The sequence below is a fragment of the Streptomyces sp. Ru71 genome (genome assembly GCF_002920535.1).
Taxonomy (GTDB): domain Bacteria; phylum Actinomycetota; class Actinomycetes; order Streptomycetales; family Streptomycetaceae; genus Streptomyces.
In genome coordinates this window covers 42360-67157 of sequence record NZ_PQSS01000039.1, presented here as the reverse complement: position 1 = coordinate 67157, position 24798 = coordinate 42360, and the positions used below count along the sequence as shown (strand labels likewise).

Genomic DNA, 24798 nt, shown 5'->3' with positions numbered 1-24798 from the left:
CGGTGTGGGGACCGCACAGATAGGCGACGGCCTCGGCGACGTCCTCCGGCTCGATCAGCCGCTTCACCGCTGTGTCCTGCAGCAGGACCTCGGTCAGCACCCGCTCCTCGGGAATCCCGTGCGCCCTGGCCTGGTCGGCGAGCTGCTGCTCGACCAGCGGGGTGCGCACATAGCCGGGGTTGACGCAGTTGGAGGTGACGCCATGCGCCGCGCCTTCCAGGGCCGCGGTCTTGGACAGCCCCTCCAGGCCGTGCTTGGCGGCGACGTACGCGGACTTGTAGGCGGAGGCCCGCAGCCCGTGGACGGAGGAGATGTTGACGATACGGCCCCAGCCCTGCCCGTACATGTGCGGCAGGGCGCCCCGGATGAGGCGGAACGGCGCCTCCAGCATCACGGTGAGGACCGTGTGGAAGACGTCGGGCGGGAACTCCTCAAGGGGACGGACCAGCTGGAGCCCGGCGTTGTTGACCAGGATGTCGGTGCCGGCCGCGGCGTGTTCGGCGGCGTCCAGGTCGGTGAGGTCCAGGACATGGGCTTCGACGGTGCCGGGCAGGCCGGCGGCCGGTTCGGCGAGCGCCGAAAGGCCGGCCGCGTCCCGGTCGACGGCCCGTACCTTCGCCCCGGCGGCGGCCAGCCGCAGCACGCAGGCGCGGCCGATGCCGCCGGCGGCACCGGTGACGAGGGCGGTGCGACCGCCGAGGTCGAGCGAGGGGGCGTGGGGACCCGGGAGCGGGCTGGGCGCGGTCATGGCACGACCCTAGGCGGCGACCCCACCCCACCCCATGTGGTCAGCCCACATACTTCACATCGCGTTGCTGGGGTCGAACCATGTGGGTGCCTCGGACATGGCCTGCTTGATCCGGAAGAGCGCGAAGTCGTGCAGCTCGGGCAGGGCGTCCACCTCGAACCAGCCGACCTCCAGCGACTCGTCGTCGTTCACCCGCGCCTCGCCTCCGACGGCCCGGCAGCGGAAGGTGATGTCCATGAACTGGCACGTGTCCCCGTTGGGGTAGGTGAACGGGTCGAGCGCCTGCACCAGCACGACCCGCTCGGCGACGCAGCGCACGGCGGTCTCCTCGTACACCTCCCGCACCGCGCAGGACGCGGGCTGCTCCCCCGGGTCCGGGATGCCGCCGATCACCGACCACTTGCGGGTGTCCGCGCGCCGGCCCAGCAGCACTCTGCCGTCGTCGTCGAACGGGATGGCGGTGACGCCGGGCAGCCACAGCAGCTGGTCGCCGGCCGAGGCCCGGAGGGTGCGGATGAAGTCGGGAGTAGCCATGGGCCGACCCTAATGGGCCGGTCCGCTCACCCCTGGTCCGAACCGGCGGATGTACGGCGGGCGTACGGCTGCGCGTCACCCGCGCGCCGGCCGCGCACACCGGCGCCGATCGCCCAGCCCAGACCGGCCGCCGCGACGAGCACCAGGGCCAGCTCGGGCAGCACGCCCAGCTCGGTGGCGGGTGTCGTCGAGGAGCGCAGCGGCACCTTCTGCACCAACGAGTCGGCGACGAACATGCCGGTCCGCTGGGTGATCCTGCCGTCCGGCATGATGATCGCGCTGACGCCGCTGGTCACCGGGACGGTGACGGTGCGGCTGTGCTCGACGGCCCGCACCCGGGACATGGCGAGCTGCTGGTAGGTCATCTCGCTGCGGTCGAAGGTGGCGTTGTTGCTGGGCACGGAGATCATCTGCGCGCCGTGCGTGACCGTGTCGCGCACCGCCCAGTCGAAGGCGGCCTCGTAGCAGGTGGCGAGGCCGACCTTGGTGCCGGCCATGGTGAAGACGCCGGGCTTCGTGCCGGGGCTGAAGTCCTGCCGGGCCATCTCGGTCCAGTCGCTGTTGATGGCCCCGACCAGCGACCGCAGGGGCAGGAACTCGCCGAACGGCTGCGTGCGGCGCTTGTCGTACGTCTGCGTGGGGCCCTTGGCGGGGTCCCACAGGATCTGCTCGTTGTAGAGCTTGCCGTCGCGCTCGACGACGCTGCCGACGGAGATGGGCACGCCGACGGCCTTGGCCGCCTGGTCGATGACGTAGGCCGCGTCGGCGTAGGCGAAGGGGTCGAGGTCGGAGGAGTTCTCCGGCCACAGGACGAAGTCGGGCCGCGGCTCCTTGCCCGCCTTGATCTCGGCCGCGAGCCGCTCGGTCTCACGCGCGTGGTAGTCGAGCACGGCCCGGCGCTGGGCGTTGAAGTCCAGGCCGAGGCGCGGGACGTTGCCCTGGATCACGGCCACGGTCGCGGTGCCGTCCTCGGCCGCGTCGCTGACCAGGGTGCGCGCGGCGAGCGCGCCGGCCACGGGCACAGCCATGCTCAGCAGGGCCGCCGAGGCGGCGCCGCGCCGTAGCACGCGCGTGCGGCGCCCTTCGAGGGCGAGCCGGACGGCCTCGCACAGGCCGAAACCGCACAGGACGACCGCGAAACCGAGGACCGGGGTGCCGCCCACCGCGGCGAGCGGCAGGAACACGCCGTCCGCCTGGCCGAAGGCGATCTTGCCCCAGGGGAAGCCGCCGAACGGCACGCGCGCGCGTGCCGCCTCACCGGCGATCCACAGCGCCGCCGCCCACACGGGCCAGAGCGGCAGCCGCGACACCGCGGCGATGCCCGCGCCGACCAGTGCGATGAACAGGGCCTCCACCGCGCTCAGGGCGAGCCAGGGCAGGGAGCCGACCTCGACGCCCGTCCACACCAGGAGCGGGAGCAGGAAGCCGAGGCCGAAGAGGTAGCCGATGCCGAGCCCCGCCTTCCAGCCGCGGCCGCGCAGCAGCCAGCCGAGGCCCGCGAAGGCCGGCACGGCCAGCCACCACAGGGTGCGGGGCGGGAAGCTGACGTACAGCAGCACTCCGCAGAGCACCGCCGCGGCGGCCGGGACGAGGCGTTTCAGGCGCGCTCCGCGTGCGGGGGTCGCGCCGTGGGGCTCCAGCTGGTCCGCCTGGCCCACGGATGTTGCGGTGACGGTCACTCGGGGAGTGTACGGCGGGTGACCTCGGCCTCGACAGCGCCGGCCGCCCGGTGCGCGGGCGACATCGGCCGGCATCCGCGCGTATGTGCGCACAACTCATCCACAAAGCGTCCATCAGCCGTTACGGTGTGCCCGGGTCCCGGCGACGCTGCCGGGCGCGGGTCGGGGGCGACCGGGTGCAGGGGGACGTGGTGGGGTCCACGGCAAGAACGTCGTCCGGGGGCGGTCCGGAACCGGACGAGGACAGAGGAAACGTTTCTGACGCGGCGGGGATGGTGCTGCTCGGCGCCTGCTCCGCCTGGTCGCTGATCACGGCGGGCGCACACGACGGACGTCCCGAGGGCGTGCTGCTGGCGGTGCTGGCCGTGGCGGCGGGCTGTGCCGCCGGGCGGATCTGCGGTGCGCTGCTGCCGGTCGTCGCGCCCGGTGCCGCGGCGGCGGCCGGTCTCGCTCTGGTCGCGACGACACCGGGCCTGGCGGCGAGCCCCCAGGTCAGCGCGCCGCTGGGGCACGTCGGCGCGACCTGTGCGGTGCTGGCCCTGTCCGCGGGCGCCGCCTGCTGCGCCGCCTGGGCGGCCACCGCGCCGGCCGTGCGGCTGGCGCTGCGGCTCCTGGCGGCCGGGACGGCGGTGACCGCGGCGGCGGTCGGTTCCACGGCGGGCGCCGTCGGCTGTACGGCCGTGCTGCTCTCCTCGCTGGCCGCCGGCCGGATGCGAAGCCGGGGGCTGGGCATCGCCGGACTGGCCGTGGCCGCCGTCGCGGTGACCGCCGGCGTGTGGGCGGTGGCCGCCGACGCCCTGCCGCCGGGGCTCGCCGCCGCCCTGGAGGGGCCGCTCACGCCGCACCGGGTACTGCTGTGGCACGACGCCCTGGGGCTGACGCGCGACGACGCGGTGCTCGGGGCCGGTCCCGGCCGGTTCGGGGAGCTGAGCACGGCGGCCGCCCAGGCGCTGCCGCCGGACGTCAAGCCGCACTCGGCGCCGTTGCAGCAGGCGGCCGAGCAGGGCGTGGTCGGGGTGGTCCTGCTGGCGGCGGTCTTCGGCTGGGTCCTGTTCGCGCTCTGGCGCTCGCAGCGGCCCACCCCGTTCGTGCTGACGGCGGGCGCGACCCTCACCGTGCTCGCGGCGATCGCCTCGGTGAGCAACGCGCTCAGCTTCACGGCGGTGTCCGTGGGGGCCGGCCTGGTGGCCGGGGTGGCGACGGCACGTCCGCTGACGGACGGGAGCGCGCAGACCGCCGCTCCCGCACACGCCCGGCGCGACCGGATGGTCCGCTGAGCCCTGGCGCCGGGCCGCGGCGGCAGCGATACGCGCGTGCGCACGAGCGCTGCGTTCCGGATGACCGCCGTCGTCAGCGGAGTGTCAGCGCAGGGCGCCCGGGGAGGTCGGCCGCAGCCGGTCGCGGATCAGACGGACCGCGGCCTCGGCGTTGTCCACGGTGATAGTGAACGTGTGCCCGTCCCACAGTCGCAGCACCACGCCCTCTCCCCGGCGGACGACCACGGCCGTGCCCTTCTCGGGCCGCCAGCGGTAGCCCCAGCCGCCCCAGTGGCGCGGGGTGACGTGCGGGGCGACCTCCACTCCGGCGATGTGGTCGAGGGGGATGCGGCGGCGCGGCAGACCGATGTGGCCGCAGCGGACCTCCAGGCACTCCCGGTCGAGCTTGAGGTCGACGTGCACGAAGGCGAGAGTGCCGAAGACGACCAGCAGTCCGGCGGCGATGCAGCCGACGACGGCCATGACGAGCGCGGTGACGCCGGTCGTCCAGTTCGAGTCCACGGCGAGCTCGACACCGAGGGCCACGCAGGCGACTCCGATGAGCGCCAGCAGCCACTGGACGCGGTTGGTGGCCCGTCCGTGCCAGACCACGGGCTGCGCGGCGTCGTCGCGGAGGCGGTCGTCCCTCATGTCTTTGAGGGTACTCATGTTTCGCTGCGCGGGTATCGCGTAGCGCACAGTGACTGCTCCGGCGGGGTGCGCCGCCGGCCGCTCGCGGCGTGCGTCAGGGCGCCGGGCTGACCGCCGGCAGCAGCCTGCCCTCCTGGTAGGCGAGCGCGGCCTGCGGCAGGGCTCCCTCACGTCCGCTGAGCAGCACGGTGAGCGTGCCGACGGCCGGTGCCTCGGGCGCCGGGAGCTCGCCCAGGCGGCGCAGCGCCTGCGCGGCCACCGCCCCGGCCGAGCCGTGCAGCACCAGCCGGGGGTGGCCGGGCCGCTGGACGGCGGCGCGGATCCGTTCGGCGACCAGCTCGTAGTGGGTGCAGCCCAGGACGACGGTCGTGACGTCGTCGGGGGTCAGGGCCGCGGCCGCGGCGACGGCGGCGTCGATGGCCGTCTCGTCCGCGTGCTCGACGGCCTCGGCCAGTCCCCAGCAGGGCACCTCGGCGACCGGGACGCCGTCGGCGAAGTCGCGGATCAGTCCGCGCTGGTAGTCGCTGCCGGTGGTGGCGGGCGTGGCCCAGATCGCGACGGGGCCGCCGCCGGCCGCGGCCGGCTTGATCGCGGGCACGGTGCCGACGACCGGGATGCCGGGCTCCAGGCGGTCGCGCAGCGCGGTCAGGGCGTGCACGGTGGCGGTGTTGCAGCCGACGATGAGGGCGTCGGGCCGGTGGGCGGCCGCTGCCTCGGCGACGGCCAGCGCACGCGCGGTGAGGTCCTGCGGGGTGCGCGGCCCCCAGGGCATGCCGTCCGGGTCGAGGGAGAGCACGAGATCGGCGTCGGGGCGCAGACGCCGTACCGCGGCGGTGGCCGCCAGCAGCCCGATTCCGGAGTCCATGAGCGCGATCTTCACCCGGCCACGATAGACGATGGCGTCCGCCCGGCCCCTGTGGTGGGGCACACTGCGCAGGTGAGCGCCTTCGTGTGGACCGCCGCCGTGTCCCTCGCCGCCTGGCTGTGGCTGCTGCTGTTCCAGGGGATGTTCTGGCGCACGGACGTGCGTCTGCCGCCGCGCCGAGACCCCGGGGCGTGGCCGTCGGTCTGCGTCGTCGTACCGGCCCGGGACGAGGCCGCGGTGCTGCCGCGCTCGCTGCCGTCGCTGCTGGCGCAGGACTATCCGGGGCGCGCGGAGGTCTTCCTCGTGGACGACGGCAGCTCGGACGGCACCGGCGCGCTGGCGCGGGAGCTGGCCGGGCGGTGCGGCGGGCTGCCGCTGACCGTGGACTCGCCGGGTGAGCCTCCCGCGGGCTGGACGGGCAAGCTGTGGGCGGTGCGGCACGGTGTCGCGCTGGCACGCGCGCGTGAGCCGGAGTACCTGCTGCTCACGGACGCCGACATCGCGCACGCCCCGGACAGCCTGCGCCGGCTGGTCGCGGCGGCGCGGACCGGGGGTTTCGACGTGGTGTCACAGATGGCGCGGCTGCGGGTGGAGAGCCTGTGGGAGCGGCTGGTGGTGCCGGCGTTCGTCTACTTCTTCGCGCAGCTCTACCCGTTCCGCCGGATCGCCCGCCGGGGCGGGCGGACTGCGGCCGCGGCGGGCGGCTGTGTGCTGCTGCGCACCGACGCGGCCGTGCGGGCCCGCATCCCGGACTCGATCCGGCACGCCGTCATCGACGACGTGGCACTCGCGCGTGCCGTGAAGGGGGGCGGCGGCCACGTCTGGCTGGGGCTGGCCGAGTCCGTGGACAGCGTGCGGCCCTATCCACGGCTGCACGACCTGTGGCGGATGGTGTCCCGCAGCGCCTACGCGCAGCTGCGCCACAACCCGCTGGTGCTGCTCGGCACGGTCGCCGGGCTCACGCTGGTGTACCTGGTGCCGCCCGTGGCACTGGTGGCGGGCCTGATCGCGGGCGACGGCGCGACGGCGCTGCTCGGCGGCGCGGCGTGGCTGGTGATGACGGGGACGTACGCACCGATGCTGCGCTACTACCGGCAGCCGCTGTGGCTCGCTCCCGCGCTGCCGTTCACCGCGTTCCTGTATCTGCTGATGACCGTCGACTCGGCGGTGCAGCACTACCGGGGGCGGGGTGCGGCCTGGAAGGGCCGCACCTACTCCCGTCCGGACGCCGTGCCCGACGAGAGCTGACGCCCCGGCGACGCCTTCCCGACGCCCTACTTGCGGCCCGGGGTCCAGTTCATGCCCCAGCCGTAGGCGTGGTCGACGGTCCGCTGCGGGCTGACCCCGCGTGCGGGCACCAGATAGCGGGCCTCGCGCTGGACGACGAGATCACCGCCGGTGTTGGTGATCAGGGCGAGGGCGCACACGGGTGAGGGGACGGTGCACTCGTCGAGGAAGAACTCGATCGGGGCGCCGTGCTGGGGCTGGAGCGTGACCGTGGCGTGCAGGTCGGCGAAGGAGCGGGCGCCCTCGTAGATGGTGACGAAGACGAGGATGCGCCGGAAGTCCCGGATGTGGTCCAGGTTGACGGTGAGGTTCTCGCCGGTCTCCACGGCACCGGTGCGGTCGTCGCCGTCCAGGTGGATGTACGGCGGCTGGTGCAGGGCGCCGAAGGCGTTGCCGAGGGCCTGGACGACCCCCTTGCGGCCGTCGGCGAGTTCGTACAGGGCGCACAGGTCGAGGTCGAGGTCGTTGTGCAGGGCGACGGCGCGGCCGCGTTTGCTGCCCCACCCGGAGAACTGCTTGCGCACCTGCCAGTTGAGGTTGACGCGCAGGGCGCCGGAGGTGCCGCCCTGTTTGGCGAGGGAGACGGAGGGCGCGGCCTTGGTGAGCGTCACCTTGCTCAGGCTCACGGGCCGTGCTGGCGCGGGGGGCGGCGGGGGCGGCGGGGCGCCGTACGTGGGCGCGGGCGGAGTGCCGTAGGCGGGGAAGGGGGCCGGCGGAGGCGGTGGCGGAGTGGCGTGCGCGGGCATGGCCGGCGGTGTGCCGTAGGTGGGGGTGGGGGCCGGCGGGGGCGGCGGGGCGCCGTGGGCCGGCGCGGGTGTGTGCTGGGGTTCGTCGACCGTGATGCCGAAGTCCGTGGCCAGGCCTTCCAGTCCGCTGCTGTAGCCCTGCCCGACGGCGCGGAACTTCCAGGCGCCCTGGCGGCGGTAGAACTCGCCGAGCACGAAGGCCGTCTCGACGCTCGCGCCGGCGCTGTCGAAGCGGGCCACCACACCGCCCTGCGCGGCGTCGCGCACCTCGATGTACAGGCCGGGGACCTGTCCGAAGGTGCCGCCGTCGGCGGAGGCCGCCAGGACGACCCGCTCGATGCCGGGCTCCACGCGCGCGAGGTCCACCAGGAGCGTGTCGGTCACACGGTCGCCGGCCTGCCGCTTGCCCTCGTGCCGGACGGCGCCGGAGGGGTGGGCGGGCTGGTTGTAGAAGACGAAGTCCCCGTCCGAGCGGACCTTTCCGCCGGCCAGGAGCAACGCCGAGGCGTCCGCGTCGGGCACGCCGGGGCCGGGCCGCCAGCCCAGTTCGACGCGCAGCGCCGTGGCCGGCACCGGCGTGTTCGATCCTTTTGACATTGACATGTCCGCCCCCATCACTGTCACGTCGCCGGGCCGCTCGCCGACGGCCCCGGGTCCGGCGCACCGCGCCTTGTTCTCGGCCGCTCCTCAGCCGCTTCCCAGCCGCTGCCGAAGCTCCCTCAGCCTGCCATCCGACGGCGTCCGGACACAGCCCGTCAACCGCCGGTAACCCGCTGGGAGCTCGCCTTTTACCAGCCGATCCCCGTTCGCGCCGCCCCTTTTTCCCACGTTCGCTCGCATTGGGGAACCACGGTCACTCAGGGCACGCAAAACAACCCTCTTATCGGTCTCCCCAACCAGCACATCGTGGGCTTAACTTATGTGCCATGACCTCCCCCCGCTCCACTTATGGTGGCGGCTACTACTCCGCCTCTTTCCCGGACACCCCGATCTACGACTCGCTCGTGGCCGAGCGGGGCACACCTCAGATCGCCCCGATCCGGGTCCCCGCCGCGTACGACGCGCCGGGCAGCCAGCTGCCCGCGCTGCCGTCCGCCCTGCCCGCCCTCCCGGCGGCCCCGTCCCAGCCCTCCTACGGCTACCCGCACATGCCGCAGCCGGCTCCTCTGCAGCAGGCGCCCACCGCCTACATCCCGCAGCAGGCCACCGCGCCGCGCGGCTACCCCGGCCCGCAGCTCCAGCAGCCCCGCCCGGCGGCACCCGGCATGGGCTACGAGGCGATGCGCCCGGCGGCGCCCCGGCCCGCCCAGGCGCCGTACCAGGATCCGTACAACAACCAGCAGTACCGCGGTTACTGAATCCGCTCCGGGGATGTCGGCGCCTGCTGGCAGGATGTCCCCATGGGGAACGCGGAACTGCTCTCGATACACGTCCATCCGGTCAAGGCATTCCGGAGCCTGTCGCTCCGGGAAGCCGTCGTGGAGCCCTGGGGGCTGGCCGGGGACCGGCGCTGGGTGCTGATCGACGACGGGGGAAAGGTCGTCACCCAGCGCGAACAGCCGCGCCTCGCACTGGCCGCCGCCGAGCCGACGCCCGACGGCGGCCTTCGTCTGTCCGCACCCGGCCTCGACCCGCTGACGGTGCCCGTCCCGGAGCCGGGGGGCACGGTGACGGTGAACATCTTCGGCGACAAGGTGGAGGCGGTCCCCGCCGACCCGGCGGCCCACGACTGGTGCGGTTCCTACCTCGGCGCGAGCGTGCGCCTGGTGTACCTGGACGACCCGGCCACGCGCCGCCCGGTCGACCCGGAGTACGCGCTGCCCGGTGAGACGGTCTCGTTCGCCGACGGCTACCCGCTGCTGGTCACCACCACCGCGTCCCTCGACGCCCTCAACTCCCTGATAGCGCGGGGTGATCACGCCCATGAGGGGCCGCTGCCCATGAACCGCTTCCGGCCGAGCGTCGTCGTGTCGGGCACCGAGCCGTGGGCCGAGGACGACTGGTCCCGCATCGCCATCGGCGAGGTCGAGTTCCGGGTGGCCAAGACCTGCGGGCGGTGCGTGGTGACCACCACCGACCAGGACAGCGCCGTGCGCGGCAAGGAGCCGCTGCGCACGCTCGGCCGGCACCGGCTCATCGACGGCAGCCTCGTCTTCGGCCAGAACCTGGTGCCGCTGTCCGGCGGCACGATCCGGGTCGGCGACCCGGTCCGCGTCCTCGCCGGCCGCACGGTCTGACCGCGCGCCACGACCGGCCGGCCCGGCACACCCCGCCCCCCCGACGAGACACCGCCGACCGGACACCTCGATCGGTCCCGGCTCCGGGGAACCCTCCCCCGGGGCCCGCTCGTTGGACGTCTGAGAGGTTCATGAGAACCGCCGGCGGGGGGTGATTTCCCTCTCTCTTCCACCGGGTTCTCGGGTGAACGACTCGCGCTGGAGTTATCACGGAGCGGGAAGGGGGTGCGGGCGATGGTGCGAGCGATCCGCGGGCTGTGGCGCTGGCGGCACAATCCGCTGCGCCGCGGGACGGACCTGGCGGAGGCCTGGGTGGCCCTGACGGCCCTGCTGCTGATCCTCTGTGTCACCCCGGTGGCCGGCACCCTGGTCGCCAGAGCCGCCGACGGCGCGCTGCAGAAGTCGGTCCGCGAGCAGCGGCACACGCGGTTCGAGGTGGCGGCCACCGTGGTCCGCGAGGTGGAGCGCTCCCCGCTGGAGGCCAGTCCCGACCTGGCGTCCGGGCGCGACACCCGCAGCCGGGTCCTCGCCGACTGGACCGGCCCGGACGGCAGCGAGCACCACACGCCGGTCATGACGACCCTGAAGTCCCCCCATCACGGCGACCACTTCACGATATGGACGGACCCGCACGGCGACCTCGCGGCCCGTCCCCTGGACTCCGCCACCGCGACGACGCACGCCGTTCTCGCCGGCATCGGCACGGCTCTCGCCGTGGGCGGCCTGATCGAGGCGGTCAGACGGCTGATCGTCTGGCGCATGGTGCGCCGCCGCTACGCCCGCCTGGACCAGGCCTGGCTGCGCGCGGGCCCGGACTGGGGCCGGACCGGCACCGGCAGCTGACCGCGTTCCGCCTCCGGTCAACTCACCGGCCTCGCGCACGCTACGGTGGACCGGCCGAGCTCTTCGGCAACATCCCGCGCGTGAGGGAGCCGCAGGGGCACGCCCCGATGGCGAACGAGCCACAGGTACGACGAGGTGGGGGCACAGCAACGCATGGCACAGGGCACGGTCCAGGTGACGCACACCGGCACATCGCGGTGGCGGCGCCGCACGGGTGAGTACGCGTCGCTCGCCGCCGCCCTGGAGGCCGCGACCGACGGGGACGTTCTCACCGTCGCCCCCGGCACCTACCGGGAGAACCTCGTCGTGCGCAGGGCGGTGACGCTGCGCGGCCCGGAGGGCTTCCCGGGCAGTGTGCGGATCGCGCCCCTAGACGGTGTGCCGCTGACGGTGCGCGGCTCCGCCGTGGTGCAGGACCTGCACGTGGAGGGCCAGGACGCGGCGGCGCCCGCCCTGCTGGTGGAGGAGGGCACGCCGGAGCTGAGGGACATCCGGGTCGTGACGCGTTCGGCGGCCGGTGTGGAGGTCCGCGGGTCCGCGCGGCCGACGGTGCGGCGGGTGACCGTGGACAATCCGGCCGGTGTCGGCATCGCCGTCGTCGACGGCGGCGGCGGGGTGTTCGAGGACTGCGAGGTCGTCGCCGCCGGGCAGGCGGGAGTCGCGGTGCGCGGCGGTGCCCATCCGCGCCTGGAGCGCTGCCGGGTCCACCACGCCTCCGGCAGCGGGCTGTCCGCCACCGGCGACAACTCCGCGCTGGAGGCGGTGGGCTGCGAGGTGTACGAGGTGCGCGGCAGCGGGGTGCAGATCACCGGCCGGGCCACCGCCCATCTCACCGACTGCGATGTGCACCGCACCACCGCCGACGGGGTCACGCTGGACACCGACGCGGTGGTCACCCTGGCCGACTGCCGTATCCACGACATCCCGGAGAACGCGGTCGATCTGCGCTCGCGTTCGGTGCTCACGCTCACCCGCACCTCGGTGCGGCAGTTCGGCCGCAACGGGCTGTCGGTGTGGGATCCGGGCACGCGTGTGGACGCCAACCAGTGCGAGATCTTCGACAGCACCGGCGACTACCCGGCCGTGTGGGTCAGCGACGGCGCGACGGCGGTGCTGGACTCGTGCCGGGTGCACGACGTGCCCGACGCGCTGTTCGTCCTGGACCGCGGCTCGCGGGTGGACGTCGTCGACAGCGACCTGTTCCAGGTGCGCAACACGGCCGTGTCGGTCAGCGACGGCGCCACCGCGCAGCTCGACGACTGCCGCGTGCGGGACGCGGCGACCGGGGCGTGGTTCCGCGACCACGGCAGCGGCGGCACGCTGAACTCCTGCACGCTGTCGGGCACCCAGACCGGAGTCATCGTCACCAAGGGCGCCGACCCGACCATCGAGCGGTGCACGGTCGACTCCCCGTCCGAGGCGGGCTTCTACGTGTCGGCGGGCGGCCGCGGCAGCTTCCTGAACTGCCGGGTGACGGGCAGCGGCGGCTACGGCTTCCATGTGATCGACGGCTGCCGCACCACGCTGAGGAAGTGCCGCACGGAGCGCTGCGCCCGCGGTGGTTACGAGTTCGCCGACGGCGGCCCGGACACCGGCTCGGGGACCGGGCCGGTGGTCGAGGACTGCACCGGCGACGAGAGCGCGAGCCTGCGCACCCCGGTGGCGCCGGAGCCGGCCGTGCAGACGGTGAGCAGCTCGATGGGCCTGCTCGGCGGGGTCCCTGAACAGCGCGTCACCGTGCCCGGGCCGGCCGCCGCGGAGCCCGCGGAGTCGGCGCGCACCAGCAAGGACGTGCTCGGCGAACTCGACGCGCTGGTCGGTCTGGAGAGCGTCAAGCGGGAGGTCCGCGCCCTCACCGACATGATCGAGGTGGGCCGGCGCAGGCAGCGGGCAGGGCTGAAGGCGGCGTCGGTCAAACGGCACCTGGTCTTCACCGGTTCCCCCGGCACGGGCAAGACGACGGTCGCCCGGCTGTACGGCGAGATCCTCGCCTCCCTCGGGGTGCTGGACAAGGGCCATCTGGTCGAGGTGTCCCGGGTCGACCTGGTCGGCGAGCACATCGGCTCCACGGCCATCCGCACCCAGGAGGCCTTCGAACGGGCGCGCGGCGGGGTGCTGTTCATCGACGAGGCCTATGCCCTCTCCCCCGAGGACGCCGGGCGGGACTTCGGCAAGGAGGCCATCGACACGCTGGTGAAGCTGATGGAGGACCACCGTGACGCGGTGGTGGTGATCGTCGCCGGCTACACCGCCGAGATGGAGCGGTTCCTGTCCGTCAACCCCGGGGTGGCCTCCCGCTTCTCACGGACGATCACCTTCGGCGACTACGGCCCCGAGGAGCTGCTGCGGATCGTGGAGCAGCAGGCGGAGGAGCACGAGTACCGGCTGGCGCCGGGCACGGCCGAAGCGCTGCTGAAGTACTTCACGGCGATCCCCAAGGGGCCGGCCTTCGGCAACGGGCGCACCGCGCGGCAGACGTTCGAGGCGATGGTGGAGCGGCACGCCGGCCGGGTGGCGCAGCTGGCCGAGCCGGACACCGACGACCTGACCCTGCTCTACCCGGAGGACCTGCCGGACCTGCCCTGAAGGCCGCGGCCGCTCAGGTGCTCTCCGCGGCCCGGTCGCCGTCGTCCTGCGGCCGCTGCGGCGGCACCCCGGGTGCGCCGGGCGCCGGGGCCTCGCCCATGCCGTCCGGCACGGCGGGCTCCGCGTGCCGCAGCCGGGCCAGCAGCTGCCGGCGTTCCTCGGCGAAGGCCGGGTCGGCCTGGTAGTCGGAGTGGCCGAGGATGGGCGCGGGCAGCGGGTGCAGTGCGGTGCGGCCGTAGGACAGGGGGTCCTTCAGGGGTTCCCGGTCGACCTCGGGGCCGCCGGCGCCGGTCAGCCGCACGGGGCCGCCGATGGGGTCGGTGAGCCGGTGGAGGTTGCGCCAGCGGTCGACGTCGTGGTGCAGCGAGGCGAGCGCGGCGGTCCCGAAGTGGGCGGGGAACCAGCGGCCGTAGAGGCGCTCGATCGGGGAGCCGTAGGTCAGCAGGGCCACCCGCTTGCGGGCGGACGGTGGCAGCTGCCAGGCCGCGGCCGCTGCGAGCACGCTGCCCTGGGAGTGCCCGGAGATCACCAGGCTGCCGCCGGTGGCCCGGGTCCAGGTGGCCATCCGCCAGGTCAGGTCCGGCACCGCGCGCTCGGCGTAGCAGGGTGGTGCGAAGGGGTGGGCGGCGCGCGGCCAGAAGGTGCCGACGTCCCACAGGATGCCGATGGTGCGCCGGGCGGAGGCGTCCTTGTAGGCACGCCGGCCCCAGGTGACGAACAGCAGGAAGCCCAGCCCTATCAGCCAGGACCCCAGCGCCTGCGCGGTCTCGGCGGCGCCTTGCACGAAGGGGTGCGCGTCGCGCGCGGCGCCCACCGGGGTCTTCCCGCTGCCCAGCGCGCCCACGAGGGCGGCGGCGCCGAGCAGCAGCGTGGTGACGGAGGTGATCGCGACGATCCGGGGTGCGCGGTCGGTGAGCGAGGCCAGTGCGCGCGTGGTGGCGATACGGCGGGTCAGGGCTGTGTCGCCGGCCTCGCCGTGGTAGTCGCGCTCGACGGCGGCCATCTCCGCGCGGCGCAGCCTCCAGGCGCGGCGCGCGAGCCAGCCGCACAGGGCGAGCACCACCACCAGCAGCGGCGGGATGACGGAGGCCTGCCAGGTGAGCAGCACGGGCGGGCCGGGCAGGGAGGCGCCGGTGCCGTCCAGCCAGTCGGCCACCCGCTGCGACACGCCGCCGGAGATCACACCGCCCAGGGCGCAGGCGAGCATCGCGACGGCCGGTCCGCCGAGGCCCCGCATCGCGGCACGCCGGTCGGGCCGGGTGCGGTGCAGCAGGTGGGCGACCACGCCGAGGACGACGACGAGCAGGCTCTGGACGAGGGTGATGCCGCCGAAGGTCGCGTTGCCCGGAAGCCGGCCGGCCGACCGCCAGCCCGGCCGTTCCCATCCCGCGTACACCGCGGCCGCGAGGAGGAGCAGCAGGGCGGCCAGCGGCAGCCACCGCACGAGGTGGGCGTCGAGGGCCCGGTCCTTGCGGCGTTCGGTGCGGCCGCGGCGGCACACGACCCACACCACGGTCACCGCCCCGGCCACGATCGCGCCCTGAAGCAGCCAGCCGAGCAGGTTCAGGACTGCGGGGCCGCCGGGCCGCCGGTCGAAGCGCGCCGCGGCCGACCCCACGGCGGCGGCCACCGTCAGCAGTCCGGCGGCGGTGTGGGCGGCGCGCAGCCGGGCCACCAGGCGGCGCCCGTACCAGAAGCCGGGCCGGCTCAGGGCGGTGCGGCCGATCGCCTCGTCGGGTTCGACGGGGCGGTCCATCGGCTCGGTGGCCTCGTAGGCGTTCCAGGTGCGCAGGGACAGGTACCACAGCAGTCCGGTGAGGGCGGCGGGGACGAGCGCGGCGAGCGCGAGGCGGCGTCCCGGCCGGCTCCACCAGCCGCCCGCGGACTCGGTGGGCGACAGGAAGCCGAGCCAGGAGTGCCGCCGCGCGCAGTCGGGGGTGCCGGCGCACTGCCAGGCGGCGAGGTCGAGGGCCACCTCGCAGGCGGCCGCCACCAGCAGCACCGTCAGGGTCAGCCCGGCGAGGCGCACCAGCAGCCCGTACAGGCGCACGGTGCGCCGGCGGCCGTGGGCGGAGGGCCGCATCCAGTGGGCGAGGTTGACGACCATGAACGGCAGGAGCAGCAGCCACAGGGCGCGGGTGCCGTTGCCGGAGGTGAGGTTGCACCACACGTACGCCTCGGGCACGGGTTTGCCGCGGTAGTCGCCCGGACGCTGCTCGGCGTCCACGTCGCCGGCCCGCCGGAAGACGGCGGCCGTGTCGTCGCCGGTGATCCGTACCGTGCGCGGATCGCCCAGCATCTTCTCGGGTGTGGCGCCCCCGACTCCGTGGACGAGGAGTTCCAGGGCCGTTGATTGCGCGCGTTCCACTGTCCGCACTTCCCCCGTGGTGCCGCCGTCGGCTGTCGTGTGCCGGGACCAGGATCTCCGCCGCGGGCGGGTCCTGTACCCTCCGTCACCAAATCTCCCCGATCCGTGCGGCGGCGAACCGGGCCGACGACATCAGGATGGCATGTGCGCGACGGGCCGGGCGGGTGGCGCGCGGTCCACGGCGACGTGCGAGGATGGGACGTCCGCACACCCGGGCGGACAAGCTCCTCGTCGCGGCGGGTGCGCCGGGCGTGTCGGAGCGGACGGCGGCTTGAGGCGAAAGGACCGGAGCGTCACGTGAGTGAGAATCAGAACCTCCTCGCGGAGCAGCGACGTGCCCTGATCGTGGACGAGGTCCGGCGGCGTGGCGGGGTCCGGGTCAACGAGCTGACCCGCAAGCTCGGCGTGTCGGACATGACGGTCCGCCGTGACCTGGACGCGCTGGCCCGGCAGGGTGTGCTGGAGAAGGTGCACGGCGGCGCGGTGCCGGTGGTCGAGGCGAGCACGCACGAGCCGGGGTTCGAGGCCAAGTCCGGTCTGGAGCTGACGGCGAAGGAGGACATCGCGCGGGCGGCGGCCGAGTTGGTGGCGCCGGGCAGCGCGATCGCCCTGTCGGGGGGTACGACGACGTACGCGCTGGCGCACCGGCTGCTGGACGTGCCGGATCTGACCGTGGTGACCAACTCGGTCCGGGTCGCCGACGTCTTCCACGCGGCGCAGCGCACGTCCGGGCCCCGGCAGGGGGCGGCCACGGTGGTGCTCACCGGTGGAGTGCGCACGCCGTCCGACTCGCTGGTGGGTCCGGTGGCCGACCAGGCGATCGCGGCGCTCCACTTCGATGTGCTGTTCCTCGGGGTGCACGGGATATCGGCGGAGGCCGGGCTGTCCACGCCGAACCTCGCTGAGGCGGAGACGAACCGCCGGCTGGTGCGGTCGGCGCGGCGCGTCGTCGTGGTCGCGGACCACACCAAGTGGGGCACGGTGGGTCTGAGTTCGTTCGCGAAGCTGGACCAGGTGGACACCTGGGTGACGGATGCCGGGCTGCCGCGGGAGGCACGCGCGGAGATCTCCGAGCATGTGCGGCTGGTGGTCGCGGGTGAGCCGGAAGAGGACGGCGAACCCGTGCGGGCCGCAGACAACTGACGGTCCGCCAGATATCGTGACGGCCCGAACGCGGGCCGCTGCGAAGGGGGATGCACCCATGGCTCACCGTCTGCGCCCGGTGGGGCTCGACTTCACCGGCACGGCTGCCGTACGGCATGTCTTCGCCCAGGAGATCACGGCCGGTCCTCAGCGGGTGTACGGGGCGCTGGCCGAGGACGTACCGGGCTGGTCCGAGTGGTTCTGGGCGGTGGCACTGGTCCGGCCGTTCGACGACGGTGCGCGCCGGGAGGTGCGGCTGCGCGGCGGGACGCGCTTCCTGGAGACGATCCTCGCGGCGAAGGAGCCGGAGGTGTACGCCTACCGCGTCGACGTGACCAACGCGCCGGGCTGCCGGGCCCTGCTGGAGGAGTGGCGTCTGACGCCGTCCGGCACCGGCACCCGCGTCCAGTGGACGTTCGCCGCCGACGGCACGCTCCCCTTCCGTCTGGCTCTGGGCGCGGCCCGCCCGGGTCTGGCCCGGTCGTTCCGGGGCGCGGTGACGGCACTGGACCGGCGGCTGGCGGGTTAGACCGGGGGCGTTGTCGTACCCGGCCCTTAGGCTCACCGCATGAGCGTGTCCCTCTATTACCACGCGCGCCGTGAGACGCCGCTGACCGAGGCCGAGAGGGCCGAGGTCGAGCGGATCACCCGCGCCCACCTGGAGTCGTTCCCGTACGCCGACGAGGAGAGCCTGTACTTGTACACCGGCGGTGGCGGCGAGCCGGACCAGGTACTGGCCGGGTCGACCAAGCTACCGAAGCGACCGGGGCGGCTGTTGCCGGTGATCGCCCATGTCCTGGACTCGCTGACCGAGTTGCGCCGGGCGGTGCCGAGGGCCGCATGGAGCGTGCACATCGACGGCGAGGACGTGCCGTGGGACGAGGACGAGGGATACGCCCTGCCCGGCATGCGGGACGAGGACCTCATCGCCGAGCTCGGCGGCCCCTGACGCGCATCGCCCCCGCCCCGGCGGGCAGCTCCGCCGCGGAGCCCACCGTCGCCCTCAGTCCGGCCACACCCCGGTCGCCAGCAGGGAGTCGATGGCCTCGGCGTACGGGGCGATGTCCAGGCCCTGTTCCCTGAGCCAGGTGTCGGAGTAGTACTTGTCCAGGTAGCGGTCGCCGGGGTCGCACAGCAGGGTGACGACGCTGCCGTGGCGGCCCTGCGCGACCATGTCGGCGACGATCTTCAGCGCGCTCCACAGGCCGGTGCCGGTCGAGCCGCCCGCCTTGCGGCCGATGGCCCGCTCCAGGGCGCGTACGGCGGCGACGGAGGCCGCGTCGGGGACCTTCATCATGCGGTCGACGGCGCCCGGCACGAAGCTCGGTTCCATGCGCGGCCGGCCGATCCCCTCGATCCGCGAGCCGCAGTCGCAGGTGACGTCCGGATCGCCGGTGGTCCAGCCCTCGAAGAAGCAGGAGTTCTCCGGGTCGGCGACGCAGATCCGGGTGTCGTACTGCATGTAGTGCACATAGCGCGCGATGGTCGCGGACGTGCCGCCGGTGCCGGCCGTCGCGACGATCCACGCCGGTTCCGGGAACCGCTCCAACTCCAGCTGGCGGAAGATGGATTCGGCGATGTTGTTGTTGCCGCGCCAGTCCGTGGCCCGTTCGGCGTAGGTGAACTGGTCCATGTAGTGGCCGCCGGTGTCGGCCGCGAGGCGGGCGGACTCCTCGTACATCGTGCGCGGGTCGTCCACGAAGTGGCAGCGGCCGCCGTGGAATTCGATCAGGCGGATCTTCTCGGCGCTCGTCGTACGCGGCATCACCGCGACGAACGGCACGCCGATCAGCTTGGCGAAGTACGCCTCCGACACGGCCGTCGACCCGCTGGACGCCTCGATCACCGGGCGGTCCGGGCGGATCCAGCCGTTGCACAGGCCGTAGAGGAACAGCGAGCGGGCGAGGCGGTGCTTGAGGCTGCCGGTGGGGTGGGTCGACTCGTCCTTGAGGTACAGGTCGATGCCCCAGTGCTCGGGCAGCGGGAAGCGCAGCAGGTGGGTGTCGGCCGAGCGGTTGTGGTCGGCCTGGACCTTGCGGACCGCTTCTTTCAGCCAGTCGCGGTAGGCGGCGTCGCTGCGGTCGACGTCCAGGGTGGCGCCGGTCGGGGTGTGCTCGATGGTGCTCACGACAGTGCTCCTCACACTTCGCGCCGACGGCGCGTCGCGCGGCCGACACACCGATGATAAGCACCCCTCGCACCACTTCTCACCTGCATAAACGCCTCTTTGGGCGGCTCAAAGCCGCCCTGGGGCACGCACGTGCGAACCGGCCCCCGGCGCAGGCGTGCGCACCTGCCGTGACGTGGGGGGCGCATTCGGCCAGTGCGCCGGGAGGCGCTGTCGCACCCTGGTGCTCGGCGGACTCGGCGGGCAGACTTCCGGACGTGACGCAGCCCACGGCCCTCGGGCCGGACGGGTCGGGAGCCACGTGTGCCTGACGGGGCGTGGCCGGATCACCACACGCGCAAGGGGGCAGGTCGGCATGGCGGAGCCGGAGTTCACGGCCACGGACGTGCGGATCGACACGGGAGCGCGCTCGCTCACCCGGGCCGGCCGGATCCGGATCAGCGGCGGCGGGCCGGGGTTGCCCACCGGCCAGGGCAGTGAGATCGCCGGCGCCCCGGTGCGACCGACGCGCGTGAGCAGCCCCTTCCTCGCCCCGCGCGGGCGTGCGTCGGCCGTCCTCGGCGGCCGGCGTCACCTGCTGACGCTGGGTGAGAACGACCCCGCCCCGGGCGTGCCGGGCTCACCGGCGGCACGCCCGTTCCGCCGGGCCGTGCACGGGGCGGCCGGGCGCACCGGCTGACCACGCAGCGCAGGCGATCGGTCGCGGCGAGTTGCGGGACCGCATCCCCTGGGTCACGCTGGTGTCACGTCACTTAGGGTTTACCGGCGACAACGCTGCGAACCAGCCCGCCGGCCACGACAGCAGGCGGCAGTGTCACGCAGGCGTCCTGCTGAAGATCCGTCCTCCGTGTTCTTCCGGACCTCACGTCGGGGAGTCGCAGCCGTGATCAGTTACCCGAGCAGGCACTGCACGGTGGAGCTCCAGGCCCTGCCGTCGCGGATCGGCCAAGTCCGCAGAATCGTATCTGCGCAGTTGCGCTACTGGCATCTGGACCCACTGATAGACCGGGCGACGCTCGGTGTGACCGAGTTGCTCACCAACGTCCACCAGCACGCCGAGCCCGACAAGACATGCACCGTGGAGATCGAGCTGCTGCCGTCGCAGCTCGTCGTCTCCGTCCGGGACCGCGATCCACGTCTGCCGGTCCTGGACACCGACCAGCAGACGGACACGGACGCCACCTGTGGGCGGGGCCTCGCCATGGTCGCCGCCGTCAGCGAGAGCTGGGGAGCGCGTCCGGAGGGCGAGGACGGCAAGGTCGTGTGGTTCACCCTGCCCACGCCCGCCTCCGCACCGGCCCGGCCGGCCCGCGCCCCGCGGCGCACGGCCGCGGAACCCCGGTTCGTCGAGGTCGCCGTCGAGCCCGTGGGCCCTGTGGGGCCCGTCGCACCCGTGGCCTCCGCGGCGCCCGTGGTCGACGAGCCCGCCCCCGCGCACGCGCACGCTCCCGCCCGGTCGGCCGTTGTCGGCTGACCGGGCGGTGAGGCACCGCGCCGACCGGGCGCCGGGAGCGGTGGGACGTACCGCTCCCCCGCGTCACTCGGTGGCGATGGCCCGCAGCACGTCCAGGCGGGCCGCCCGCCGGGCCGGCCTGAGCCCCGCCAGGGCACCGGCCGCGAGCCCCACCAGGGCCACCACCGCGAGCCGGCCGGGCGGCAGCGCGAAGGCGAACGCGCTGTCCGACGCGCCGTCGGAGGCGCGCACCAGCACCCAGCCGAGGAAGCCGCCGAGCCCGAGCCCGCCGACCGTGCCGAACGCGGCCACCAGCACCGACTCCCAGCGAACCATGGCCCGCAGCTGGGCCCGGGTCTGGCCGACGGCCCGCAGCAGACCGAGTTCGCGGGTGCGCTCGTGGATCGCCAGCGTCAGCGTGTTGGCGATACCGAGCAGGGCGATCAGCACCGCGAGCGCGAGCAGCGCGTAGACCAGGGTGAGCATCATGTCGATCCCGCCCGCCGAGGACTGCGCGTACTCGTCGCGTGTCTGCACCTCGGGGTCGCCGTAGCGCGCGGCGACCTTCTGCACGGCCGCCTTGCCCGCGTCCTGGCTCACGCCGTCCTTGAAGGAGACGGCGAGGAGGGTGTCGGAGTCCTGCGTGCGGTGCGGGGCCCAGGCCGCGCGGGTGATGACGTAGTCGCCGGCCAGTTCTGAGCGGCCGTAGACCGCGCGGACGGTGAAGGGCTTCCTCACCCCGTCGGTGAAGGTGAGTTCGGCGGTGTCCCCGGTCTCCAGGCCCTGCCGGTCGGCCTCCGCGCGGGTGACGGCGATGCCGTCGCCGCCCAGGGCGCGCAGGTCGCCGCGTACGGTGCCGAGGTCGAAGGTGCGCGCCAGGGCGGCCGGGTCGGTGACGGTCAGCGCCCGTCCCTTCCCGTCGACCTGGGCCACTCCCCTGCCGAGCCCGACGGCCGTGTCCACCTCGGGCAGCCGGGCGACGGCGGGAGCCAGTTTCGGGCTGAGGCCGCTGCCGCCCGCCCCGAACGAGGGGGTGCTCACCGCGACGTCGCCGGCGAAGGACCGGGAGACGGTCTGGTCCATGGTCGCCTTCAGCGAGGCGCCGAAGACGGTGAACAGGGACACCACCGCCACGCCGATCATCAGCGCCCCCGCGGTGGCCGCGGTGCGCTTCGGGCTGCGCAGCGCGTTGCGCCGGGCGAGGGAGCCGGTCACCCCGCGCAGCCGGTCCAGCGGGCCGCCGAGCAGGCGTACGGCGGTGCCGGCGGCGACCGGGCCGAGGACCACGAACGCGGCCAGGGCCAGCAGCGCGCCCGCGCCCGCGAGCCACACGGACGGCGAGAGCAGGACGCCGGTGAGCGTCGCGGCGGCGGCCAGCACGATCAGCGCCGCTCCGGCGGCTGCCCGCGACCGGGAGGCGCCGGAGGTGTCGACGGCCGTCTCGCGCAGCGCGGCCAGCGGGGCGGTGCGCCCGGCGCGTAGGGCGGGCAGCAGCGCGGAGCCGAGGCAGACCAGCACGCCGACGGCCAGGGGCAGCGCCATCGACAGGGCGCCGATCACCAGTCCGCCGTCCGGGAAGGGGAACCCGATGGCCGGGAACAGGGCCTGCAGCCCGGCGGCGATGCCGATGCCGCCCGCGAGGCCGGCGAGCGAGGCGGTCACGGCGACGGCGCTCGCCTCGGCGAGGGTGGTCGCGGTGATCTGGCGGCGGGAGGCGCCGAGCGCGCGCAGCAGGGCGTTCTCGCGGGTGCGCTGGGCGACGACGATGGCGAAGGTGTTGTGGATGGAGAAGGTCGCGACCAGCAGGGCGACCCCGGAGAACACGAGGAGGAAGGTGGTGAAGAGGGTCAGGAACTGACTGGAGATCATGTCGGTGTTCTCCTGCGCCGACTCCTGCCCGGTGATGGCCTCGACGCCGTGCGGCAGCACGGGCGTGAGCCGCTCGACGAGCTGACGCTCGCTCACCCCGGCGTCCCCGCGCACCTGGATGCTCGCCGCCTGGCCGGGCCGCGCGGTGAGGTACTTCTCCGCGTCGGCCTGCGTCATCCCGGTGAAGGTCACCTGGGCCATGCCGTCCGCGCCGCCGAAGGTCGCCAGGCCCACGATCCGCACCCGGACCGGGTCGGGCGTGCGCAGAACCGTGGTGTCGCCGAGGTGCAGTCCGCCCTTCTTCGCGGCGCCCCGGTTGACGACGACCTCGCCCGGCTTCCGTGGGACGCGGCCCTCGGCGAGGGTGTACGGGTTGAGCCGCGGGTCGGTGATCCAGTTGCCGGCCAGGGTGGGCGGGCCCTGGCCGCCGACGGGCTTGCCGTCGCTGCCGACGAGCTGGCCGGCGCCCTGGATGTTCGGGGCGGCCGCGGCGACACCGGGCACGCCCTCGATCCTCCTCACCAGGTCGGTGCGCACGGGCTGCCGTACGCCCTGGCTCTCGCCGGGTGTGGTGATGGCGTCGGCGCTGCGGACCACGGCATCGGTGCCGGCGGTGGCACTGCCGAACATGGAGTCGAAGCTGGCGCGCAGGGTGTCGCCCATGACGAGGGTGCCGGCGAGGAAGGCCACGCCGAGGAAGACGGCGAGGAAGGTGCCGGCGAAGCGCCGCTTGTGGGCGCGCAGGCCGGCCACGCTCAGGCGCAGGGAGGCGTTCATGAGGGCACCTCGAAGGCTTTCATGCGGTCCAGGACGCGGTCGGCGGTCGGCGCCGGCATCCGGTCGACCAGGCGGCCGTCGGCGAGGAAGACGACCTCGTCGGCGTGGGCGGCGGCCACCGGGTCGTGGGTGACCATGACGACGGTGCGGTCCATGTCGCGCACGGCCCGGCGCAGCAGGCCGAGCACCTCGCCGCCGGAGCGGGAGTCGAGGTTGCCGGTGGGTTCGTCGGCGAAGACGACGTCGGGCCGGCCGGCGAACGCCCGCGCCACGGCGACGCGTTGCTGCTGCCCGCCGGACAGTTCGGCGGGGCGGTGGTGGAGCCGGTCACGCAGCCCGACGACGTCGATCAGGGCGTCGATCCACTCGGGCTCGCCCCGGTTGCCGGCGAGGTCCAGCGGCAGGGTGATGTTCTCGGCGACGGTCAGCGTCGGAACCAGGTTGAACGCCTGGAAGACGAAGCCGACGCGGTCGCGGCGCAGCAGGGTGAGCCGGCGGTCGTCGAGGCCGGCGAGGTCGGTGTCGCCGATGTGGGCCGAGCCCGAGGTGAGGGTGTCGAGGCCGGCCGCGCAGTGCATCAGGGTGGACTTGCCGGAGCCGGAGGGCCCCATGATCGCGGTGAAGCGTCCGGCCGGGAAGGCCACGCTCACCCCGTCCAGGGCCCTGACGGCGGTGTCGCCGACGCCGTACACCTTGACGGCGTCGACGACCCGGGCGGCTGTCCGTACGGCGGTGGTCGTGGTCGTCATGCCGCACCGCCCTTGCGGCCGAACTGCTCGTCCAGGACGGACAGCCGGCGCCAGTACTCGTCCTCGTCGATCTCACCGGCGGCGAAGCGGCGGCCGAGCAGGGTCAGCGGTGAATTGTCCTCGGCGGCGGGCGGCCGCCACGGGCCGCGCCGGCCGCCGCGCCACACGGTGCGGCGCAGCAGCGCGATGCCGCCGCCGATGGCCAGGGCCCAGATCACCGGGAAGAGCAGGATCCACGGGCCGGGCCCGCCGTCGCCGAAGTGCGCCAGGGTCAGCATGGTCGGTCAACTCCTCGGAAGGTGCGTCCTTGCGGTTCGCTTCCGAGAGTCGCCCCGGCGGGTGCCCCGGGTCGTCGTACGGCCAGCGGCAGTGTGCGTACCTCCCAGGGAGTACGCGGGAGTGTTCAGCGGGTGGTGATGTCCCCGTGGCGGATGACGTACGCGTACGTCCCGGAGTAGCCGATGGACGGGGTGATCAGCAGGCGGACCTTGACCGGGGCCGGTTCGGTGCTCGCGGTGGAGAACGTGCCGACGGCGTGGCTGCCGGTCAGCGGGTACCAGAACCAGCTGTTGGCGCCGCCCACCCGGACGCGGTCGGACTCCTTCCAGGCACCGCCCTTGTGGACGAAGACCTGAAGGCGTACGGAGGCGGCGTAGGGGTCGGTGGCCGAGCGCAGGGCGGTGAGGGTGACCTTGTAGTCCGAGCCGAGTACGGCGGAGGCGATCTCCCTGGTGCGGGGCGCGTGTCCGGTCCGGTCGGCGGGCGAGGCGGTGGCGGCCGTGGCGGTGGCCAGGACGCCGAGGGTGAGGGCGGCGGCGGACAGGGCGACGGTCCGGCGGCGCGGCGGGCGGGATGCGGTGTGTGCGGTCATGGCGGCCT

23 protein-coding genes are annotated in these 24798 nt (G+C 74.1%); 11 read left to right on the top strand and 12 right to left on the bottom strand.

The annotated features are described in order from the left end of the window. The 3 genes from C3489_RS22625 to lnt all read right to left on the bottom strand — a co-directional run. Window positions 1–748, bottom strand: a 748-nt coding sequence (locus C3489_RS22625; protein ID WP_103783862.1) for a 3-hydroxybutyrate dehydrogenase, incomplete at its 3' end; no start/stop codon positions are given. A 54-nt stretch (window positions 749–802) separates the two neighbouring features. Then, entirely contained in the window at window positions 803–1282 is a 480-nt protein-coding gene (locus tag C3489_RS22620; protein WP_103783861.1) for an NUDIX domain-containing protein, read from the bottom strand. A 26-nt stretch (window positions 1283–1308) separates the two neighbouring features. Beyond that, complete coding sequence (gene lnt, locus C3489_RS22615; protein ID WP_103783860.1) at window positions 1309–2961, bottom strand: apolipoprotein N-acyltransferase; 1653 nt, start codon at window positions 2959–2961, stop codon at window positions 1309–1311. A 272-nt stretch (window positions 2962–3233) separates the two neighbouring features. Between lnt and C3489_RS38225 the strand changes: the two genes are divergently transcribed. Further along, entirely contained in the window at window positions 3234–4238 is a 1005-nt protein-coding gene (locus tag C3489_RS38225) for an O-antigen ligase family protein (protein WP_107499748.1), read from the top strand. 84 nt (window positions 4239–4322) lie between these two features. Here the strand turns inward: C3489_RS38225 and C3489_RS22605 are convergent, their stop codons facing one another. After that, complete coding sequence (locus C3489_RS22605) at window positions 4323–4868, bottom strand: hypothetical protein (protein ID WP_103783859.1); 546 nt, start codon at window positions 4866–4868, stop codon at window positions 4323–4325. Between the two features lie 94 nt (window positions 4869–4962). Further along, window positions 4963–5748, bottom strand: coding sequence for a glutamate racemase (locus C3489_RS22600; RefSeq protein ID WP_181139791.1), 786 nt, complete (start codon window positions 5746–5748; stop codon window positions 4963–4965). Window positions 5749–5805: 57 nt separating this feature from the next. Here C3489_RS22600 and C3489_RS22595 point away from each other — a divergent pair, with 57 nt between their 5' ends. Continuing rightward, window positions 5806–6981 carry a glycosyltransferase gene (locus C3489_RS22595; protein ID WP_181139790.1) on the top strand — a complete coding sequence of 392 codons (1176 nt, stop codon included), beginning with the start codon at window positions 5806–5808 and terminating at the stop codon, window positions 6979–6981. A gap of 26 nt (window positions 6982–7007) precedes the next feature. Here C3489_RS22595 and C3489_RS22590 read toward each other — a convergent pair whose 3' ends face one another. Further along, complete coding sequence (locus C3489_RS22590; RefSeq protein WP_103783858.1) at window positions 7008–8363, bottom strand: TerD family protein; 1356 nt, start codon at window positions 8361–8363, stop codon at window positions 7008–7010. A 329-nt stretch (window positions 8364–8692) separates the two neighbouring features. Here C3489_RS22590 and C3489_RS22585 point away from each other — a divergent pair, with 329 nt between their 5' ends. The 4 genes from C3489_RS22585 to C3489_RS22570 all read left to right on the top strand — a co-directional run bounded on the left by C3489_RS22585 (window position 8693) and on the right by C3489_RS22570 (window position 13432). Beyond that, entirely contained in the window at window positions 8693–9124 is a 432-nt protein-coding gene (locus C3489_RS22585) for a DUF6643 family protein (RefSeq protein ID WP_103783857.1), read from the top strand. A 42-nt stretch (window positions 9125–9166) separates the two neighbouring features. Next, window positions 9167–10003 (top strand): MOSC domain-containing protein, encoded by an 837-nt coding sequence (locus C3489_RS22580; RefSeq protein ID WP_103783856.1) that lies wholly within the window; start codon window positions 9167–9169, stop codon window positions 10001–10003. Window positions 10004–10240: 237 nt separating this feature from the next. Then, window positions 10241–10846, top strand: a complete 606-nt coding sequence (locus C3489_RS22575; protein ID WP_103783866.1) for a hypothetical protein — start codon at window positions 10241–10243, stop codon at window positions 10844–10846. Between the two features lie 153 nt (window positions 10847–10999). Next, entirely contained in the window at window positions 11000–13432 is a 2433-nt protein-coding gene (locus tag C3489_RS22570; protein WP_103783855.1) for a right-handed parallel beta-helix repeat-containing protein, read from the top strand. 13 nt (window positions 13433–13445) lie between these two features. Here the strand turns inward: C3489_RS22570 and C3489_RS22565 are convergent, their stop codons facing one another. Continuing rightward, entirely contained in the window at window positions 13446–15809 is a 2364-nt protein-coding gene (locus C3489_RS22565) for a hypothetical protein (protein WP_103783854.1), read from the bottom strand. 288 nt (window positions 15810–16097) lie between these two features. Here C3489_RS22565 and C3489_RS22560 point away from each other — a divergent pair, with 288 nt between their 5' ends. The 3 genes from C3489_RS22560 to C3489_RS22550 are packed head-to-tail and all read left to right on the top strand — an operon-like array spanning window position 16098 to window position 17892. Next, entirely contained in the window at window positions 16098–16943 is an 846-nt protein-coding gene (locus tag C3489_RS22560; RefSeq protein ID WP_103783853.1) for a DeoR/GlpR family DNA-binding transcription regulator, read from the top strand. A 58-nt stretch (window positions 16944–17001) separates the two neighbouring features. Beyond that, window positions 17002–17472 carry an SRPBCC family protein gene (locus C3489_RS22555; protein ID WP_103783852.1) on the top strand — a complete coding sequence of 157 codons (471 nt, stop codon included), beginning with the start codon at window positions 17002–17004 and terminating at the stop codon, window positions 17470–17472. Window positions 17473–17511: 39 nt separating this feature from the next. Further along, a complete protein-coding gene (locus tag C3489_RS22550; RefSeq protein ID WP_103783851.1) occupies window positions 17512–17892 on the top strand; it encodes a hypothetical protein in 381 nt (126 codons plus the stop codon). Window positions 17893–17946: 54 nt separating this feature from the next. Here the strand turns inward: C3489_RS22550 and C3489_RS22545 are convergent, their stop codons facing one another. Then, window positions 17947–19071, bottom strand: coding sequence for a PLP-dependent cysteine synthase family protein (locus C3489_RS22545; protein ID WP_103783850.1), 1125 nt, complete (start codon window positions 19069–19071; stop codon window positions 17947–17949). A gap of 355 nt (window positions 19072–19426) precedes the next feature. Here C3489_RS22545 and C3489_RS22540 point away from each other — a divergent pair, with 355 nt between their 5' ends. Together C3489_RS22540 and C3489_RS22535 are read left to right on the top strand one after the other, a co-directional pair. After that, window positions 19427–19750, top strand: a complete 324-nt coding sequence (locus tag C3489_RS22540; RefSeq protein ID WP_103783849.1) for a hypothetical protein — start codon at window positions 19427–19429, stop codon at window positions 19748–19750. Between the two features lie 204 nt (window positions 19751–19954). Then, the gene (locus C3489_RS22535; protein WP_103783848.1) at window positions 19955–20545 is read left to right on the top strand and encodes an ATP-binding protein; all 591 of its coding nucleotides are present in this window, start codon (window positions 19955–19957) and stop codon (window positions 20543–20545) included. 63 nt (window positions 20546–20608) lie between these two features. On the opposite strand, the gene C3489_RS22530 is transcribed toward C3489_RS22535, so the two are convergent. From C3489_RS22530 to C3489_RS22515, 4 genes are all read right to left on the bottom strand, one after another. Beyond that, on the bottom strand, window positions 20609–23170 hold the full coding sequence (locus C3489_RS22530) for an ABC transporter permease (protein ID WP_103783847.1): 2562 nt from the start codon (window positions 23168–23170) through the stop codon (window positions 20609–20611). Then, window positions 23167–23919 (bottom strand): ABC transporter ATP-binding protein, encoded by a 753-nt coding sequence (locus C3489_RS22525; protein ID WP_103783846.1) that lies wholly within the window; start codon window positions 23917–23919, stop codon window positions 23167–23169. Before C3489_RS22525 ends, C3489_RS22530 begins: the two co-directional genes overlap by 4 nt. After that, window positions 23916–24197 (bottom strand): SHOCT domain-containing protein, encoded by a 282-nt coding sequence (locus C3489_RS22520; protein ID WP_103783845.1) that lies wholly within the window; start codon window positions 24195–24197, stop codon window positions 23916–23918. Before C3489_RS22520 ends, C3489_RS22525 begins: the two co-directional genes overlap by 4 nt. Before the next feature lie 125 nt (window positions 24198–24322). Next, complete coding sequence (locus tag C3489_RS22515; protein WP_103783844.1) at window positions 24323–24790, bottom strand: hypothetical protein; 468 nt, start codon at window positions 24788–24790, stop codon at window positions 24323–24325. Between the last annotated feature and the right edge of the window lie 8 nt (window positions 24791–24798).